Raw genomic sequence first — 19,088 nt, 5'->3', positions numbered from 1 at the left:
TCAATCGCAAATTTAATGTCGCAATTTCCAGCGCTTTCCCATAAGATATTGGTACTCTTTTACTAAGCAGCTGGAAGCGCAGCAATTCCCGATGGATAACAGCCAAGCGACCCGTTCAGCAGCCAACTCTCAACCAGTTGAAGAAGCACTGCTCAGCGATAACGAGATTTTATTAAGCGGCTCCACCCTCAATTCTGATCCGCTTTCCACCATAATTAAATCCGCCGATCCACAGAGGCTTCGTTATCAACTCATCGAATGGTTAGCTGATTCACCCAATCGCAGGGTCAAAGCCCAACGCAAGGCTGAGGTTGCCAAAACGCTTCAAGTTTCTACCCGTCAAGTTGAACGATTGCTCAAGCAGTATTACGACTACGAACTACACGAAACAACTGGAGTTGAGCGCTCTGACAAAGGCCAGCATCGCATCGACTCATACTGGCAGGACTACATCCAAACTGTTTACGAGAAGAGCATCAAAGCCAAACACCCCATGTCTCCCGCCGATGTTGTCCGCGAAGTTCAACGTCATGCAGTCATCGATCTACGACATGAAGAAGGCGACTATCCACATCCAGCCACCGTTTATCGCATTCTCAACCCGCTGATTAAACAGCAAAAGCAGCGGAAAAAAGCTCGCAATCCTGGTTCTGGGTCTTGGCTAGCCGTTGAAACGCGAGATGGAAAACTGCTCAGAGCAGACTTCAGTAATCAAATTGTTCAATGCGACCACACTAAGCTCGATATCCGGATTGTTGACAAAGATAGAAATCTGCTGAATTGGCGTCCCTGGCTCACCACCGTCGTTGATACGTTTTCAAGCTGCCTGATTGGCTATCGCCTCTGGCATAAACAACCCGGCTCTCACGAAGTTTCTCTGGCATTGAGACACGCCATCTTGCCAAAGCAGTATCCACCTGACTATCAGCTTGAGAAAGAGTGGAATATCTACGGTGCTCCTCTCCAATATTTCTTCACCGATGGCGGGAAAGATCTCAGTAAGTCGAAACATATCAAGGCAATCGGTAAAAAATTAGGCTTTCAATGCGAACTACGTGATCGCCCGTCTCAAGGCGGCATCGTAGAGCGATTATTTAAAACTGTTAATACCCAATTCTTGGCGGGTTTGCCTGGTTCCCTAGTACCCAAAGAGGGCGAAACAACTCAAACAGTGCAAGAGCGAGCTGAGAAAGAAGCCTCCTTCACGATCGACGATCTTGATAAGCTGCTGACCATTTATTTTTGCGATGACTATAACCATCAGCCTTACCCCAAAGATCCACGCGAAACCCGTTATCAACGCTGGTTCAAAGGCATGGGGTATAAGCTACCTGAACCCGTGAATGAACGCGATTTAGACATCTGCCTGATGAAAGAGGAACAACGAGTCGTTCAGGCACATGGGTCGATTTACTTCGAGAATTTGACGTATCGCTGTGAAGAGTTGCGATCGCGGATTGGTGAATATGTGACATTGCGCTACGACCCGGAACATATTCTAACGCTATTTATTTACAGCCCAAGTAGGGAGAATGAACCCGGAGAGTTTATTGGCTATGCCCATGCCATTAATATGGATGCTCAGGATCTGAGTTTGGCTGAGTTAGAGCAGCTAAACAAAGAGCGTAGCAACGCTAAGCGGCAACATTCCAACTACGATGCTCTACTAGCTCTCGACAAACGCAATAAGCTGGCAGAGCAGCGCAAGCAGGATAAAAAAGAACGCCAGCGTTCAGAGCAGAAAAAGTGGCGCAGAAGCAAGAGTCAGAAAACTCAGCAAAACTCGAACGTGGTTGAGATTCGGCAGAAACGGGGAGCAAAATCGGCTAATAAGTCTCAGCCGCTAGAGCTGTTGCCCGAGCGGATTACACCAGAGGAGATCCCGTCACCCAAACCAGCCTCTTTGCCTCAGACAACTCAACCAACGGTGGCAGAGGCTCAACCTAGAGAACGTCATCGGCTAGTACTTCCAAAAGATCAGAAATTGAAGAGGATTTGGTAAGACATGGCGCAACCCCAACGAGTCGATCAAGCTGCTGTCGAAGTACTGGCTCCCCAACTCGATATTACAGACCTGCTGGCCAAAACAGCAGTGATTGAGGAGCTATTCAAAACAGCGTTTATTCCGACCGATCGCAGCTCCCAATGTTTTAGGTGGCTAGATGAACAGCGACTTTTGAAACAATGCGGTCGCATCATTGGACCTCGGGATGTGGGCAAGAGCCGTTCCTCGCTGCATTACCGAGGTGAAGATCGGAAGCGTATATCCTATGTGAAAGCGTGGTCGAATTCGAGTTCTAAACGCCTGTTTTCTCAAATCCTCAAGGACATCAATCATGCGGCTCCGCGCGGTAAGCGGCAAGACTTGCACTCCCGATTAGCGGGATGTTTGGAACCCTTTGGCATTGAGCTACTGCTCATCGACAATGCCGAAAACCTACAGCGGGAGGCGTTTCTTGATCTGAAACAGCTCTATGAAGAGTCGGGCGTGCCGATTCAGCTCATTGGTAGTCAAGATCTAGACAGTTGCTTGCACAATTACGATTTGCTCACCTGCTTTCCGACCCTGTTTGAGTTTGATCGCCTGGACTATGAAGACTTCCAGAAAACCCTAGATACGATTGAACTCGATATTTTGGCACTACCTGAAGCCTCTAACTTGGCTGAAGGCACTCTGTTCGAGATTTTGGCCACCACCACAGAAGCCCGCATGGGCGTTCTGATCAAAATTTTGACTAAGGCTGTTTTGCACTCGCTGAAAAAAGGGCATGGCAAGGTGGATGAGGCAATTTTGGAAAACATTGCCAATCGCTATGGCAGACGCTATATCCCGCGAGAAGCCAGAAAGCAATTAACAGAGAGCTAATTCCACTTTGTGTTTGCAGGAAGAGTGCATCATGAGCCAGCCTGACATTGATTCGCCGCGCTTAGGATCGTGGATTAAATAAGATGTAATTTTACCGTCTGTATTTGTAAGCTAGAGCAATAGAAGATGAAGCAGAACCTGAATGCAACCCTACCCTGCGCCAATTGAAGCTCAAATGCAACGCTATTATCAATCGTTGTCTGAGAAGGATCGTCGTCGCTATGCCGCCATTGAAGCGATCAAACTCGGATATGGTGGGCAAGCCTATATCCGAGAGTTGTTCGGATGCCATCATGCAACCCTAGCGTTGGGACTGGCAGAACTGGATGATGAACCTGCTCTCAAACGGGAACGGATTCGTCAAGTGGGAGGTGGACGGAAGTCAGCATTTGAGACCATTGAAGGGCTAGATGCGTCATTTCTGCAGGTGTTGGAGCAACACACGGCGGGTTCACCCATGGATGAGACGGTGAAGTGGACTAATCTCAAGCGCCATGAGATTGTGGCCTTGCTGAAAGAGGACGGAATTGACGTGAGTGTGACGGTGGTCGATCAGTTGTTGGAGCGGCACAACTTTCGTAAACGCAAAGCGGTGAAAAGACTGGCAACTGGGGAGAGTGAACATCGCAATGAACAATTTGAGCGGATTGAGCAGTTGAAAGGCACCTATCAAGCTGCTGGCAATCCCGTCATGAGTATGGACACAAAAAAAGAGAATTAATTGGCAAGTTGTATCGAGCGGGGCAACTGTACACTCAAGAGCAGGGAGTCGAAGTGTTTGACCATGATTGGGCAACGCTCGCAGAAGGCGTCGCTATTCCCCACGGACTGTACGACTTGAGCGATAATATTGGCTACATCCAGATCGGCACGAGTCATGATACCAGTGAGTTTGCCTGCGAATCGATTCGCTACTGGTGGAACACCTATGGCAAAGCACGCTATCCCCTAGCTGGCTCGATTTTGCTGCTTTGCGATGGTGGGGGCAGTAACAGTTCTCGCTACTACATCTTTAAGCAAGACTTGCAAGCATTGGTCAACGAGTTAGGGATTGAAATTCGCATTGCTCACTATCCCCCCTATACCTCCAAGTACAATCCAATTGAACACCGCTTGTTTCCTCACGTCTCAAGCAGGTGTCAAGGGGTAATTTTTGAGAGTGTCCAGATGGTAAAAGAGCTGATGGAAAAGGCAACCACTCGCACAGGTCTCAAGGTCTTTACGACGATTCTCGATAAAACGTATCACAAGGGTCGTAAAGTTGCTGAGGACTTCAAAGCCAACATGAAGATTGTCTTCGACGAGCTTCTGCCGCAATGGAATTACACAGCAAAACCAGAATTACAGGTTATTTAATTCACAATCCTTAGCCTATGTTGCACCATTTGAGCACGAGAGTATCAGTCATTATCTAGGCCGTCTCAGGCGATACAAGGCCAACAGCTTACCCTCGGCTTCTGCATTGGGCCAAGTCGCTGGAATTGGCGGTGTAACGGCGCGATGGGAAAAGCTCTACTTCAATCCATTTCCGACTGAGGCTGAGTTAGCTGCGATCGCACAATTAATTGGTCTTGATCCTCAGCGATTTCAGGACATGCTGCCGCGCAAAGGCATTACCCAACAACCTCGCCCCATCCGGCTCTGTGGAGCTTGCTATGCCGAGGAACCCTGCCATCGGATGGACTGGCAATATAAAGATGCGATCGCAGTTTGTTTTGAGCATAGGCTACGGTTGCTGGAGCAGTGCCCAAGCTGTAAGACAGCGTTTAAGATTCCAGCACTGTGGACAGATGGCAAATGTTACCACTGCGGAATGCGATTTACATCAATGGTGAAGTATCAGGCCAGAATCAAGAAAACGGTGTGAGGCTGGCAAGTACTAAAGTGAAATATAAGATTGTGCGATCGCAGCTTTACTTGGTGGGCCAAAGCAAAGAGAACTCTGATGGCATCTGCTGAAACCATTGGATGAGGGCATTTGCCTCAGCACAGTTTTGATAAAAAATAGTTGTTATTTCAAGATACTTGCCCTCACCTATAGAAAACATCCGATGCCAAATACGCCCGATTTTGTTTGCTCCTCTACCGACTGTTCCGGTTAGATCAGATTGATAAATTTTAGGTGCAGGAGGTGCTGAGTTCGGTCTTCGCCCTCGTGCCAAGGCCGCTAGCTGAGTACCAGATGAATTACGCTTCTGTGTGGATTCCTTATCTGAGCTTTTACTCTTTGAGCCGTGTAGCAACGGAATGATTTTTGAGTCGTTTTCATTCGCAGCCTCACGCACCCAAACCTGTACATTGTCAGTCCGCCAGGCTTCTCTCGGTAGGCAATCAGCTTGTTGTTCCGATTTCCTTTTGGCTGATCGGAGAACAATTCCTCTTCTACGTTGGCGTTGTTCTATCTCCGTTAATTGTGAATCTGTTTGGCGTGTGGAAGATGATTGATAGCTAGGAAATCGAATATCTAACCATTCTTGGGCAGCATTAACTGCATCTTGAATGATCTGCTGTGCATCTTCTTTCAACTTAATAGTTTGCTGTTGGCTCTCTGCCCACTCCCAATGACAGCCAATAGGTGGTTTTCTTTGTCTGCTATGTCGCGAGTTTGAGCTGTTATAGTACTTTTGATAAAAGCGATAGTGTTCAGCTCGTCGCCAAGACCTTCCGAATCCACCCAGCAGCATAGAAAATTGAACGAGTGCTCTAGCGAGTGTCGTTAAATGTTCGAGCTGACTTACTTGGAGACTCTCAGGCAACGTTTGCTTGGGGTCAAGTGGATCAAATTCAAGTGACTTGAATAGAACCCAATATAGGGTACCAGTTACGTCATAGTTACCACTCTCATCAATCAGTTCTTCCGCAGCAGTATCGGGTAAGAACATGATTTTCAGCAGTCCAACAGTTGCTGGATTTGCTTGAACATCTCCGAACAGATCATTTACAACACGATCTGCAACTTCAGGATTTAAACCGCTAAAGAGGCGCAAGGCATGACCTCTAAAAGCAGCTCTAAACATGTTGGGACGGAATTCTGGTTGCTTATCAAGAGATTGTGAAGCAATGCCTGTTCCCTGCAACTTGGCCTGATATAGAACTGTACCTGTGATAATTGGCTCATTCTGATTGGTCGTTGTTACACCATAGCCACTACTGACACGGCATCCAATTCCTAACCCTAGAGCGGTTTCCCAGATTTTCCACACTTCATCCCAGTTAGTTTGTGTGGGTTGTAGGCTAGAAATTCCAAATCTAATTGTCGGTCGATAAAGAGAAATTAGGGCAAATGCACTCTCGCCCGACGGCTTCTGAGCTTGGTCTTGTGCCGTGACCTGCCATCCCTGTTGAGGATGAGCTACATCCGTTAAACGATTTGCCCAATCTTGATTAGTGGTATATCCTCCATGAAACCGAAGAACGCCGGGTTGGTCTGCACTACCGCAGTAGAAGGAGCAGTCACCAAATTCAAGAGTATTTTCGAGTAGCTTACAGGCTTCTCGAAATGCCCCTTTCATACTGCTGCCTGGATAGAGAGGCATACCCATTGAATCAATAACTGGGCGAATGATTCCCTCATCTTGTCCAGCATTGGTAACGAATCGCCAGGATATTTGATACTCTCGATATTCAATTTGTAACCCAGGTGTGGGTGGCTCAATTGCGGATGCTTCTATCCATTCATTCGTCCATTGATTAATATGTCCGGATGGAACGTAGTGTAGTTGGCAACGTCCTTTGACTTGAGCACGAAACATCATCGGCACTGATTTTGCACGATCAGTCATCTGAGGCATCTCCCTTATAGCGCTGAGTCCACCACACCATGCAGTCGCAAAGCTGAGTTAGGACAGCAAGAGCTAGGCTCCGATCATCCGGTGTTAGCTTGGTTCCTTGTGCATCAAGTTGTCGATCCCCCCAAAGCTGCTCAGCTACTTCTTCAGGATCTGCCCCGTTTGGCAGAGTGACACCCGAATCTGACATGATGTTGACCAATGCCGTCCAGGTTGCTTTCCAGTAGTCAGACTTCTTTTGCTCTTTTCCCTGGTGACGGAGGTGTTCACCCCAAAAGCGTTCTAGACCGTAAGCAACAGACTCTCTCATTTTGTACGCTTCTCGTAAGCAGGGTGAGCCTTTGATGGTTGAGTTGTTATCTCGCTTTTGGGCTTGTAACACTAACTTATGTGCAACTTGATCTAATCCATAGGTGTTGAAAGACATTATTGCTCGCTCTCCTTCCGCTGAAAGTAGTTGCCGTCTAGCTGGACACTACATCGACCACAGCCAATAGATTCCAGCCCGCCAAAATACAGCTCTGCCTCTGTTGAGCTGGTGAAGGGTTGCCAACGAGCCGCCGCTTGGTCGCTTGAGCTAGTTTGGTTCGATTTAGGAAATGTCTCTTTAATCGCAATCGGAAATACGAGCAGACAATCTTCTGGAAGTGCTTCAAACCCGAAGAAATTTTCGACTTTCTTGATGCTGTCTCCAAGCTTGGTACGGGTCTGACGGTAAAGGGCCATATCGTGGATCGTGCCAATATCTTTATCAGCGACGACAACTAAGTTGTCGATATGAGAACGATATGGCTCTGGCACCCAGTTAATTAGGTTATCTACTCGTTCTAGGTTATCGAGATAGCCTAAGTTAAAAAAGATGCGATCTCGATGGTCTCTTAACCGCGCGGGATACTTCGTCGTGGATGACCCATTATCCTTGGTCGGCTTGGGCACTGGATCTAAAATTCCAGTGATTTGTTGATATCGTCGGAGTAGTCGGGGTGAGCTAACCCAGACAATCGGCTGACCTGGACAGAAGACAGGCATCCACAGCAAAGATGCATGTTCAAATTTCACAATTGCTTCTGTCGTTCCACCATCCTCTTGACCTGCTATGGCATGATGTCCATACCAATGGTTTTCATCCATACGCTTTGGCAGTTCGTCTTTCTCGCCTTTAAGGCCATCAAATTGCCGTTCAAGCCATTCAATTCGAGCAAATTTCTTGTCTTGTTCATCAGCAAGAACTTCTGTGATTTCGAGCGAATCTGGAATTTCGATGCCGTGAGTCGCAAGTTGAGACTCTAGCCAGTGCTGGCGTTTACTCCGCATATCGGCTCGGAAACGACCACGAATAGAACTACCAGGGATAATGCCTGTCTGAGTGAACTGGTCACGAAAAATCAAATTGAGATTGCCAGTTTCCTCTCCGGCGCTGGCTCCGATATGAAGCGGAGCTAGCGTTTCAATGATTCCGTATGCTCGGTTATACATGGTCTTTTCGATATCAATGTTCAGGACATTAGTCGGTCTTTAAGCAGTTGTGATTCTCTTTGAGACGGCAGAGCCGATTGCACTTTCTAGCGGTAACGCTAAACCACAGCCCCAGCGATTGAGGTAGGGACCTTCTTTGGGAAACCACCTCAGAGGCCATTCATACCAAGATGGGTGTTTCTCGCTCATGACATATACAGTGCCCGCTGGGACTGCATAGCGGCCACGGGATAAGCGTTTAACCTCTTCGCCACCCCCCATGCGATAGCGAAAGGGGACAGGTTTAGCCGTCAAAATGGATTCTTGATCAGCGTGTCCACTTGCCAATTTGTCTTGCCACGCATCGGGATAACGTTTGGAGAGCCGATTGGAACCCCAAACGGTAGGTGTAAGCAGCGCAAAGGCTCGACCAACAGGAGCCGATAAGCGATCGCAGATATGGCTGGAGAGATCGTGGCAAGTGATTTCAACCATATGACCTTCACCGCCAAAGCGATACCAACCATCATCAAGAGGTTGATTAGCTAGATAAACGAGGCAGACATCGGGTGCAAGCTGTACGGCATTTTCTAAAAACAGGCTGCCTCGCGCTTCTTCGTCAGGTTCATCATCAGTTGGTGCAGCCACTCGTCGCTGATCAAGCTCTAGTCGAGGATCTGAAAGGGTGACAACATAGCTAGATAGCTTGCTGCATCAAGGATAGGGCACGGAGACCCCGCTGAAAATAGAGGCGTTTGTGGGGTTTGAGCGCCATCAACTGAAACGCTTGATTGGCCCACAGTTCCATCCCATACGTCCACCGTTGCCCATAGAGAGCCAAGCTGAACTCACTGTGTCGCAAGGTTTTATCTTGGTGTTTTTGAATACGTCCAGCATAGTGGTCAATGCGGAGTTGCCGCATCCATTGCCCCTGTAGGGTGGCCAAACTGTACGCGATCGCAATGAGTAAGAGCAAGGCTAAAAATCGGGGTTCATTGACCTTGGTGTCCTCTAAGTTGTAGCCCCCAGTCTTACAGTCCTTGAAGAGCTGCTCAATGCCCCAGCGACAGCGATAGATCTCAATGGCCTGCTTCAAATTAGGCAGATTGGTGAGAATATACCAGGGGTCTTTCGGGCCTTTGTTACGATAGCTTCGTTTCCAATAGATCGCCAAATTAAAGGGACCCAACCCATCGCCTTTGTTGGCCAAGATGCCCCGATAGAACTGTCTCATGCCGGGTTGAATGCCCAAGTCTTTCACCACGGTATACTCCTGTTGCACACTCACTTGAAAATGAAGGTCTTTCTTCTGCCGCAAGGCAAACATGATGCCCCTGGAGTCTAGCCATTTAGCTAGTTTTGGACTATGGAACTCTCGGTCTCCAAGCACTAAGACGGGGTAGGATTTCAACAGGGGGAAAACGGCTTTTAGCAGTCGTTTTTGAGTCCGAAGGTCGCTGTTGCCGCTTTGCTTTAAGACCTCCCAATACAGGGGCAGGGCATGGGTGCCCCAGATCAGAGAGACCATGAAGATATTTCGCCCTTTCCACTGAGTGCGGTCAATCGCCAGAATCCAGTAGCCATACTTTTGATGCTTCAGTTGTTTGAGGCGGCGGCGTTGGGATCGATTCAATCCCCGTCCGGTTTGCTCTTGCCGAATCCAGTATTTCACCAGCGGAAACCACAGCAGTTTGACCCTCAGTTGAGGCAAGACTAAAAACCGCTGTAAGTTCCGTTTTCGACTGCCATATTGAATCGGTTGAGGAAAGACACTGGCTAAAACTGACAGTTTGACCTGACGATGGGCCTGTAGCAAACATAACAAGAGCTGCAGGGTCAAATACTGCGGGTCGCTCAGATGAGCTTGGAGGGTGGTTTGGTAGAATGCAGGAAACATATTTGGTTGGGGGAGTCTGCTCAAGGCTCCCTATTTCTTTGCCTCTGTTATTCTCTCAAAGCTTTGTCCACCTTGGTTCTGAACTCGCTTGTCACCCGGTTAGGTCGAGGATGGAGATGGGGCAGAAATGACCAGGGAGCTTTCTGTACGAGAAACGGATTATCCCACTGACTGAGTGCTAGCCAAGTATTCGATTCAAATTTGCCAACTGGAGTCTCTTGGTTTTGATTCAGCCAGCTCATCCTGTCAGAATCATTGGGATGAGGTTGCCAGCTTAAGGTATGAGCAATTTCGTCGGAACCTCTTTCGATTAGGTAAATGAAAGGAGTAGGCACATAAAAGTCTTGATCTGAACTAGCCTCAACAGTGTCAGACTTAGCCCAAAAGGGGCCAGCTAATTGGAGTTTCTTGACACCGCTATCACCATACTGAGCAGCGAAAACACCTGATAATGTGGCAGAACTCGGTGGAAAGCGCGTACCAGCTCGGCCAACTAAGTTTTCAGGTGATAGAAAAGGGCCAGCACTTCCATAGAGTAGTCCTAATGGATGAATAGCAATAAGATACTGGAACGGTGTGAAGGCTTGGGGTTGATTTTCTGAAGTCATAGGTTTAGGCTGCGATCGCATGAGCAGGTTGAACATCTTTGGATGTTTGAGACAGGTGAAACCCGACTTTGGCCAGGTTGATCACCCAGTCATTGAATGCTTCTTGAATAGCGGTTTGGTCAAGTTCACCGAAGTTGTCTTGCTGCCGATCACTGACTCGATAACCTTCTACATCACCTAAGATGCCAGTAAATAGTCGGGTCTTTTCGTCAGTTTCAGCATCTTGGTTGAACCAGTATTCCTGATGCTCTAAAAGCTGGCGGTACGATTTACCAAAGTAGATTTCGATCAGTCCTAATGCCACATCGGTACTTTGATTAAAGGCATGACGGGTTTCCAAAACGCCAACATCGTTGTAGATGTGCGTCCAGCTAGACGACTGGGCATAGTTTTGTTGATCGTTGCGATCGCGATGTTTAGTGCTGCGATCGCAGTAGGCTGCAATGAGTCCGGTCGCAGGCAACTGCTCTGGAGGTGAAGGTAAGTTAGAGAAATCACCTTCTAGTAACCACCAGGGACAAACCCATTCCAGATGGTTGCCGCTATTAAACAAAATCCGAAAGGCAATGCGATCTCGACCGGAGCGTTTGGCAGACTGCTCGGCTTCGCGACAGTGCTGGAGCACATCTCGTTGTGGAACGTTGGGAGCTGCCCAGACAAAACCAACACTAACGGTGATCGGTTCCTGTGCGTGACTCCAAACTTGGGATTTGAAGGTTTCAAACCAACGTAAACATTCAAGTGGTGTTATCGCAGGAAATGGCTCATTGCGGTAGAGAACACCTAAAAAATCATCCCCTCCAGCGTAGATAATGCGACCGTCGGGATCTAGCTTTTTCTTAAATGGATCATGGAGTTCAATTTTAGGAAGCTGTTTCTTAAGGTTGGCTCCCCATGAGCGCATATGGCAACTAAACTGGTGTAGCTCAACATCGTCTTTATTGCGGAGGTAATCCCCAGCCTTATCACCATCTCCTTGAAACCAGCCTGTCCAGCGTCGTTGTTCTTTATCCTCACGCTCGGCATTTTCAACCTCACGACTGACTTGGAGATCGTCCTCGTCTCGGTTCAGCAAGCGGTTCAATGCTCTAAAGGTCAGTGGTGTTTCAACCGCAAGCTGCTGGCGGTAGTTGGCGATCTCTTCAATAGTGATCAGGCGTTTGACCAGTTCAGGAATGCTCAGAAATTCACGGGGTGTAATAGTTGCAATACCTAACCGTTCACTCAGTTGAGCATAAAACGCTTTAACTTCAGCATCTTCTGCTGGTTGGGAGCGGGAATAGGGTTGGTATTTCCCAAGATGGGGCCAAGCTCGTGAGTCGATTCCAGATAGAGTAGAGCTTTCACCTGTCCAGTTGATGCCTGTCCATGCCCGTGCAAACTTGCGTTCATTAAGGTTCACTTTTGCTTTATCGCCTGTGGTTCCCGTTGCCCAAAAGAATTCCCAGGTGTGATTTGTCCAAGCTTGCCAGGTTCGTTGCCAGTATTTATATTCCCAACACTCTCCACTGGGTTGGTTTGGGATCTGATATTGGATCCAAGTGCGGCAAGTCTCGACGATATCTGTCCAGGCTTGGTTAAATGCTTCCTGTGCCTGTAGGAATGGAAACTCACCACGGATCAAGATCTGATTTGGAACACCTTGGGTCACATTAATCAACGCGGGTGAAATGATGGGATCATCATCCCCGTCATTGAGTTCTGCTTTACCGATTAGGTGCTGACGAGCAGCCAAACAGACTTGCTCAGATAGGTAGGAAAGGATGAAGGAACTACCATATAGGTCACGTAACTTACGAGATTTTTCAATAAAGCCTTGGACAGGGGCAAAGGTAATGGCCGTATAGATAAACGTCATCGGCATCAAGTGGTCAAAATTAGTCCCCACCCTAGCCTTGAAAGATGGATAGCGGCAACGAACTTAATGAACTCTTCAACGTAAAAAGTAATGTTAAAAGTAGTAGCGGATCTCGTTGAGCTTGATTAAGGGCTGATAGCTGTTGGCCTGACTATCGTAATTAGTCAGCAAAATGTTCCAGTAGTTCTGTAGGGCAATACCTACTGCGATCGCAAGTGCCACTGGCATGGAATAAACCAGTTGAATTTCCTGATAGTTTTGCTGGGCGTAATTGAGTACTTTGAAGATCTCGCGGCAGTATTGTAGCCAGTCCTCATTGCTGGTGATGGTGCCAACGGATTTACTTTTTAGATAGATCACATCGCCATAGGTTTGAATCGTTGGATCATTCAACCGGATCTTATGAGCGGCAACGTCAATTGCAACAGTAACGTTGGGCTGATGACGATCCGGTAGAGTGACATCGAATTTGTCATAGGTGACGATATCTTCTTTGACGCTACGATCGCGGATTTCTATCACGGCATAGTAGCTATCGGCAGACTTGTTGTACTGGTAAACGGTAACACCATCTAGACCCAGCATGGTGCCGACAAGGATAGCGACGCTAGCTGGCCCAATATAGGCCAGGTGAAGCATGGTATTTTTAGGCGTTTGTTCTTTCAGTCGCTCAATGTTGTAACGAGTGATTTTAAGAAAGTCGGTTAATCGTTCGGATCGATGAATATTATCGCGGTAATTAAAAACAAGGTCGGACGGCAAAATCTTTAGACATTGAGCCAGGTTGCGACGGTGATTTTGGAAGCGGCGTTCTTGCTCAATCAGGTTGAACAGAGCATTGAGAGCGTTATCGCTGCTGGCGGGATTGGCCACGTTGATCACAATCGGCAGTGGTATGGCAGTGTGCTGATAAATATCCGCTTTGCGAGCTTCGCTATACAAACCCACTAGGAAAACGATGAATGCGATTACAAATACCACTAAATAACCTTGACCTGCACTGTCGGCAATAAAGGCACCGAACATGGCAATGATCGACGCCAGGGTGGCATAGGGATTACTAAGAGTATCGATAGGGCTGCTGCGTAATTGGTTGAGGGCGCTGCGGCTACGTTGAATAAAGTCACGGATTCCCTGGATGAAGTGGCGGATTCGCTGGAACACTCCGACCTCCTGCAAGTGGAACTGTACGGTTATGGTCTCTCTGCACGAAAGATTTCTCAGTTTAGCCAACTTCGAGCAGGCTTGGGATAAAGTCGCAACGAATCACGGTTGCGCGGGTGTTGATGGTGAAACAGTAACGGATTTTGGACGGCGCAAGGCGACTGCGTTGTCTACTCTGCGTCAAGTAGTGGAAGTAGAGCACTATCGACCAATGCCGCTGCGCCAGTTATTTATTCCGAAGAAAGATGGTGGTTGGCGAGAGCTGGGTGTGCCCACGGTGCGAGATCGCATTGTGCAGCAGGCGTTACTTCAGGTGCTTTATCCAGTGATGGAGTCAGAGTTTGAGCCATGCAGTTTTGCCTACCGCCCTGGACGCTCTCACCTAATGGCGGTAGATCAGGTGGCTCGCTGGCGCGATCGCGGCTATGAGTGGGTGCTAGATGCCGACATTGTGGAGTATTTTGACCGAATTGATCATGCGCGGTTGCTGGTGGAGGTCAAGGAACGCATCGATCAGCCGTGGTTAATTCGGTTGGTGAGATCGTGGATTGAGGCGGGAGTGTTAACTCAGGGTGGCATTTTGCTGCCGCGTCGGGGTGTGCCACAGGGAGCCGTAATTTCGCCGTTGCTGGCCAATGTGTATCTGGACGATTTGGATCAGCAGGTGACGGATCAGGGCTGGAAACTAGTGCGCTATGCAGATGATTTTGTGCTGATGGCTCGCAGTCGGCGCTGGTTAGAGCAAGGGCGGGAGCGGGTGATTCACATTCTGGAGGAGATGGATCTCCAGCTTCATCCAGAGAAGACGCGCATTACCCATTTTGATCAAGGGTTTCGGTTTTTGGGTCATGCGTTTGCGGGGGATCTGGTGACGCGGTTGGCTCCTCGACGGAAGCTGGATTTGATAAAGGCACAGGAGCGGCAGGAGTTACGGCTGGTACATAGGGAAACAGGAGCACAGCCAACGGAGATGCAGCAGGCACTGGTAGAAGCATTAAAGGCATCACAGCAGCCGATTCCGCCACCGCTGTTTGTGGTGTTGGGGTATGGAGTGCGAACTCCGATGCAGGTGGAGATTGAGTCGAATGAAGTTGAGTGGAGGAACGGTATGTCGAGTTTATACGTGGTACAGCAGGGAACTTGGCTGAACAAGGAGCAGGGTCGGTTTATTCTGAAGCCGCCAGGGGAGGGGGAGTTAGAGGTGCCGATTCGGGAGGTGGATCGGATTTTGGTGTTTGGCAATGTGCAGTTGAGTACGGCGGTGGTGAGTACGTGCTTGCAGATGCAGATTCCAGTGATTTTCCTGAGTCAGTTGGGAGAGTACAAGGGGCATTTGTGGAGTGCGGAACTGGGCGATTTGGTGGTGGAGACGGCGCAATTTGAGCGGCAGCATGATCAGGCATTTTGCTTATCGACAGCACGGGCGATGGTGGCAGGTAAGTTATGGAATTCTAAAATTTTCTTGCTGCGGCAGAATCGCAAGCGGCAGCAGCCAGCGGTGGCAGCGGCGATTGATCAGTTGAATCAAACGATTGCGACGGTGACGAATGGGGATTTGTCGCTGACGTTGGATCAACTACGAGGGTACGAGGGGCTGGGAGCAACGCAATATTTTCAATCGTTTCAGTATTTGATTACGAATCCGGGCTTTAGCTGGCAGGGGCGCAATTTCCATCCGCCGACCGATCCGGTGAATTCACTGCTGAGTTTTGGCTATACGCTGCTGTTCAACAATATGTTTAGTTTGCTGTTGGCGGAGGGATTGAATCCCTACCTGGGCAATTTGCATGGAGCAGAACGGCAAAAAGCATATTTAGCGTTTGATTTGATGGAAGAGTTTCGCTCTCCGGTGGTGGATTCGTTGGTGTTGCGGTTAATTAATACGAAAGCAATTCGGCCCACAGACTTCTCTTGGCCAAAGAAGAATCAGGGAGTCTACCTAACCGATCCGGCCCGGCGTGTTTTTCTGAAACATTTTGAACAGCGAATGACAGAGCAGATCTCACATCCAGAGGTGAAAGAATCTGTGTCTTATCGACGAGTGATTCAACTTCAAATTCAGCGTTACAAGCGTTCACTGTTAGGAAATCAAGTCTATGAGGCGTTTCGGCGAATCAAATAATGCTAGTTCTAGTCACGTATGACATTCCAGATGACAAGCGCCGAACTAAGCTGGCAACGTTTTTAGAAGGATATGGGCGACGAGTGCAATACTCAGTGTTCGAGTGTTTTCTGGATTTGAAAGAGATGCAGCAACTCCATCAAGCGATCCAGCGGCGGGTGCAACCGGAGGAAGATAGCATCCGAATGTATTGGATTACTCGTGATTCATTTCAGAAGGCTCTTTCGATTGGAGGTGAACCCTTAGAAGAGCCACCTGATATCTATATCGTGTGAATTATTGAAGCGTTTTTCTGGGCATGTTTAGACATAGTGCTTTGTCAAGTGTGTTTTGAGGGGTAGAAGAATTTTGAAAATATTGCTCCGCAATATTTTCAAAATTCTTCTACCCCTCATCTTTACTTTGACAGACTAATAGTTTGGAAAGCATTACGCGCACCTCGTTGATCGGTTGAAACCTACGTTTTTTCGTTCAGGTACGTGGGAAGCATGTTGTATAAGGGTTTCAGGAGTTGTAAGGAGAGATACTGTCTTAGCTTGGAAGTGATAGGATAGGGATGCGTGAAATGAAGGGGATAAAACTCCTTCTGTCACTGGCCTCTAGAAGGTCGCTCCCGACCGATTGGGTTAATTCGGAATAGTTGGAAACCGGCCACCACCAACAGTTTGACTGGACGGGGTAATTGAGTCCCGACCGATTGGGTTAATTCGGAATAGTTGGAAACCAATTACTCGATTTTCGTTGACACTTAAATAATCTGAGTCTTGAACCCCGACCGATTGGGTTAATTCGGAATAGTTGGAAACAAGAAAAAGACACCAAACCCCGTTGGGTTCGAATAGAATTTCCCCGACCGATTGGGTTAATTCGGAATAGTTGGAAACTGTTGTTACCTCAATAAAGGTTTCACCGTTGTTCAATACAACGCCCGACCGATTGGGTTAATTCGGAATAGTTGGAAACTTTACGGTTCATACGATCACCTTGTAGAATTTCCTCGACCCGACCGATTGGGTTAATTCGGAATAGTTGGAAACTGTTAGTAACTGCTGTAACGCCTTCGATGCCCCGAATGACGTCCCGACCGATTGGGTTAATTCGGAATAGTTGGAAACGCAGGACGTTGAGGGAGACAAGGAAAACGCATTGGTGCCCCCGACCGATTGGGTTAATTCGGAATAGTTGGAAACCGTATAGTCTCTCAGTGCTTGTTGTAGCTTCAGGGTTTGGCTGCGACCCGACCGATTGGGTTAATTCGGAATAGTTGGAAACCGGAAGTTCAATACATATTGAGGTTGAGTTCCAGATAGGTGAGCCCGACCGATTGGGTTAATTCGGAATAGTTGGAAACTCCTTTGACCATTTCACGAGCTTCATCAAGGCTGATGGTTCCCGACCGATTGGGTTAATTCGGAATAGTTGGAAACTCTCCCGTGTATCCCAGAACCTCTGTTGATGCAACGGTGTCAGGCTCCCGACCGATTGGGTTAATTCGGAATAGTTGGAAACGCTAAAGCCCATTTTGAAAAGTGGATGATTGCCAATTGAAGCTCTGCCCGACCGATTGGGTTAATTCGGAATAGTTGGAAACTCTTGAGGACAGCAGCAACCTCTTCCTCGTTGATCATGTAGCCCGACCGATTGGGTTAATTCGGAATAGTTGGAAACTGTAACGATTACCATTGAAGTCGGTACCTGAAGTAACTTCAACCCGACCGATTGGGTTAATTCGGAATAGTTGGAAACCTTCTGGTGATTTTGCAGATTGTTCTAATTTGTCTACCCGACCGATTGGGTTAATTCGGAATAGTTGGAAACTATGGCGACTTCCTGTTGCACTGCCAATGAAGCGGGGGGCAAGACACCCGACCGATTGGGTTAATTCGGAATAGTTGGAAACAATTAGCCACTGGGGTTTCGGAAAGATCATTTTCCAAAACTCCCGACCGATTGGGTTAATTCGGAATAGTTGGAAACTATCCAGGAATATAGCCACCTGACTTATTCTCCAGTAGAACTACACCCGACCGATTGGGTTAATTCGGAATAGTTGGAAACTGCCGAAGTCAATGGAGGACAACTGATGAATGGGCTCACGACCCGACCGATTGGGTTAATTCGGAATAGTTGGAAACATTGAAACGGTGCGGTCAGCACCGCGGGATTTATAATGAACCCGACCGATTGGGTTAATTCGGAATAGTTGGAAACTAGTACGCACCAGTCACATAGGGTTGATCTCCTGGGTTCAGGAAGCCCGACCGATTGGGTTAATTCGGAATAGTTGGAAACAATGTGAACCCGTTAACGGAAGAGTCAAGACGGAAGTCAACAGTCCCGACCGATTGGGTTAATTCGGAATAGTTGGAAACGTCTGCACACAGACCAATGCCCCAAGTTGCCCTCCCGAGGCCCCGACCGATTGGGTTAATTCGGAATAGTTGGAAACGCAAGCTGTTGCGCTCCAGTAAGCTCGATCCCGTCTTCCGCCCGACCGATTGGGTTAATTCGGAATAGTTGGAAACACGGGGATAGAAGCGGTGGAAGCTGGCTCGGTTTCTAGTTCAGCCCGACCGATTGGGTTAATTCGGAATAGTTGGAAACCTGAAGACCGTAAGCTCCTTCTCGAGTGCCACCGTGAACTCTACCCGACCGATTGGGTTAATTCGGAATAGTTGGAAACTCCCCAGTTCCGTTTCCTGCACGTGGATCAACGTTACCATCAGGGCTGCCCGACCGTTTGGGTTAATTCGGAATAGTTGGAAACTCCTTGAGCAGTGTGTATAACTGGAAGATACGGCATTAACTTCGAGAAACCCGACCGATTGGGTTAATTCGGAATAGTTGGAAACAACCCGTGATTAATACGATCAGGCCGAAGGAAAAGACAAATAGCCCCCGACCGATTGGGTTAATTCGGAATAGTTGGAAACTGGTATTGACCAAACGAATCGGTACCTCGACTAGACAACACCCGACCGATTGGGTTAATTCGGAATAGTTGGAAACGCTCCGCCAGAAAATTATCAGGATCGAAGACATCATTGAGTCCCGACCGATTGGGTTAATTCGGAATAGTTGGAAACTCTTTCTTAATCTGCCGCACCGCATCAGCGAACTCGCGAGAGATGCCCGACCGATTGGGTTAATTCGGAATAGTTGGAAACCAATAGAGCGGCACTCTTGAAGTGCAATCTCCCCTAGTGCGAAGCCCGACCGATTGGGTTAATTCGGAATAGTTGGAAACTTAGCGATATCATTGATCATCTGGGGGGTAAGGAGATTATCCCGACCGATTGGGTTAATTCGGAATAGTTGGAAACCCGAAAG

Annotated in this window: 13 protein-coding genes, 1 pseudogene and 1 CRISPR repeat array (1 of these 15 cut by a window edge); of the genes and pseudogenes, 6 read left to right on the top strand and 8 right to left on the bottom strand. The window is 48.0% G+C overall.

The window, feature by feature from the left end:
* Positions 1–91: 91 nt before the first annotated feature.
* The 4 genes and pseudogenes from AC286M_RS17830 to AC286M_RS17815 all read left to right on the top strand — a co-directional run bounded on the left by AC286M_RS17830 (position 92) and on the right by AC286M_RS17815 (position 4,733).
* Positions 92–2,002 carry a TnsB C-terminal domain-containing protein gene (locus AC286M_RS17830; protein WP_488205670.1) on the top strand — a complete coding sequence of 637 codons (1,911 nt, stop codon included), beginning with the start codon at positions 92–94 and terminating at the stop codon, positions 2,000–2,002.
* A gap of 3 nt (positions 2,003–2,005) precedes the next feature.
* Complete coding sequence (locus AC286M_RS17825) at positions 2,006–2,866, top strand: AAA family ATPase (protein WP_488205669.1); 861 nt, start codon at positions 2,006–2,008, stop codon at positions 2,864–2,866.
* 142 nt (positions 2,867–3,008) lie between these two features.
* Positions 3,009–4,222: pseudogene (locus AC286M_RS17820) on the top strand (ISAzo13 family transposase).
* Positions 4,223–4,328: 106 nt separating this feature from the next.
* Entirely contained in the window at positions 4,329–4,733 is a 405-nt protein-coding gene (locus AC286M_RS17815; protein ID WP_488205668.1) for a TniQ family protein, read from the top strand.
* Positions 4,734–4,779: 46 nt separating this feature from the next.
* On the opposite strand, the gene AC286M_RS17810 is transcribed toward AC286M_RS17815, so the two are convergent.
* From AC286M_RS17810 to AC286M_RS17775, 8 genes are all read right to left on the bottom strand, one after another.
* Complete coding sequence (locus AC286M_RS17810; RefSeq protein WP_488205667.1) at positions 4,780–6,648, bottom strand: hypothetical protein; 1,869 nt, start codon at positions 6,646–6,648, stop codon at positions 4,780–4,782.
* Entirely contained in the window at positions 6,641–7,081 is a 441-nt protein-coding gene (locus tag AC286M_RS17805; RefSeq protein ID WP_488205666.1) for a hypothetical protein, read from the bottom strand. Before AC286M_RS17805 ends, AC286M_RS17810 begins: the two co-directional genes overlap by 8 nt.
* The gene (locus AC286M_RS17800; protein ID WP_488205665.1) at positions 7,081–8,130 is read right to left on the bottom strand and encodes an RAMP superfamily CRISPR-associated protein; all 1,050 of its coding nucleotides are present in this window, start codon (positions 8,128–8,130) and stop codon (positions 7,081–7,083) included. Before AC286M_RS17800 ends, AC286M_RS17805 begins: the two co-directional genes overlap by 1 nt.
* A gap of 39 nt (positions 8,131–8,169) precedes the next feature.
* Positions 8,170–8,757 carry a type III-B CRISPR module-associated Cmr3 family protein gene (locus AC286M_RS17795; protein ID WP_488205664.1) on the bottom strand — a complete coding sequence of 196 codons (588 nt, stop codon included), beginning with the start codon at positions 8,755–8,757 and terminating at the stop codon, positions 8,170–8,172.
* A 49-nt stretch (positions 8,758–8,806) separates the two neighbouring features.
* On the bottom strand, positions 8,807–10,006 hold the full coding sequence (locus AC286M_RS17790; RefSeq protein WP_488203413.1) for an IS4 family transposase: 1,200 nt from the start codon (positions 10,004–10,006) through the stop codon (positions 8,807–8,809).
* Between the two features lie 47 nt (positions 10,007–10,053).
* Positions 10,054–10,614, bottom strand: coding sequence for a hypothetical protein (locus tag AC286M_RS17785; protein ID WP_488205663.1), 561 nt, complete (start codon positions 10,612–10,614; stop codon positions 10,054–10,056).
* Between the two features lie 4 nt (positions 10,615–10,618).
* Complete coding sequence (locus AC286M_RS17780) at positions 10,619–12,478, bottom strand: Cas10/Cmr2 second palm domain-containing protein (RefSeq protein ID WP_488205662.1); 1,860 nt, start codon at positions 12,476–12,478, stop codon at positions 10,619–10,621.
* Positions 12,479–12,565: 87 nt separating this feature from the next.
* Positions 12,566–13,636, bottom strand: a complete 1,071-nt coding sequence (locus AC286M_RS17775; protein WP_488205661.1) for an SAVED domain-containing protein — start codon at positions 13,634–13,636, stop codon at positions 12,566–12,568.
* A gap of 31 nt (positions 13,637–13,667) precedes the next feature.
* On the opposite strand from AC286M_RS17775, the gene ltrA reads away from it, so the two are divergent.
* Both ltrA and cas2 read left to right on the top strand, forming a co-directional pair.
* Complete coding sequence (ltrA, locus tag AC286M_RS17770; RefSeq protein ID WP_488205660.1) at positions 13,668–15,758, top strand: group II intron reverse transcriptase/maturase; 2,091 nt, start codon at positions 13,668–13,670, stop codon at positions 15,756–15,758.
* Entirely contained in the window at positions 15,758–16,033 is a 276-nt protein-coding gene (gene cas2, locus AC286M_RS17765; protein WP_488205659.1) for a CRISPR-associated endonuclease Cas2, read from the top strand. The genes ltrA and cas2 overlap by 1 nt, the downstream gene beginning before the upstream one ends.
* A 337-nt stretch (positions 16,034–16,370) precedes the next feature.
* Positions 16,371–19,088: direct repeats of the CRISPR family, unit length 36 nt; unit sequence CCCGACCGATTGGGTTAATTCGGAATAGTTGGAAAC (it continues 948 nt past the right edge of the window).

The organism is Thainema salinarum CENA647 (assembly GCF_057732415.1).
This window is presented reverse-complemented; position numbering and strand designations above follow the sequence as displayed.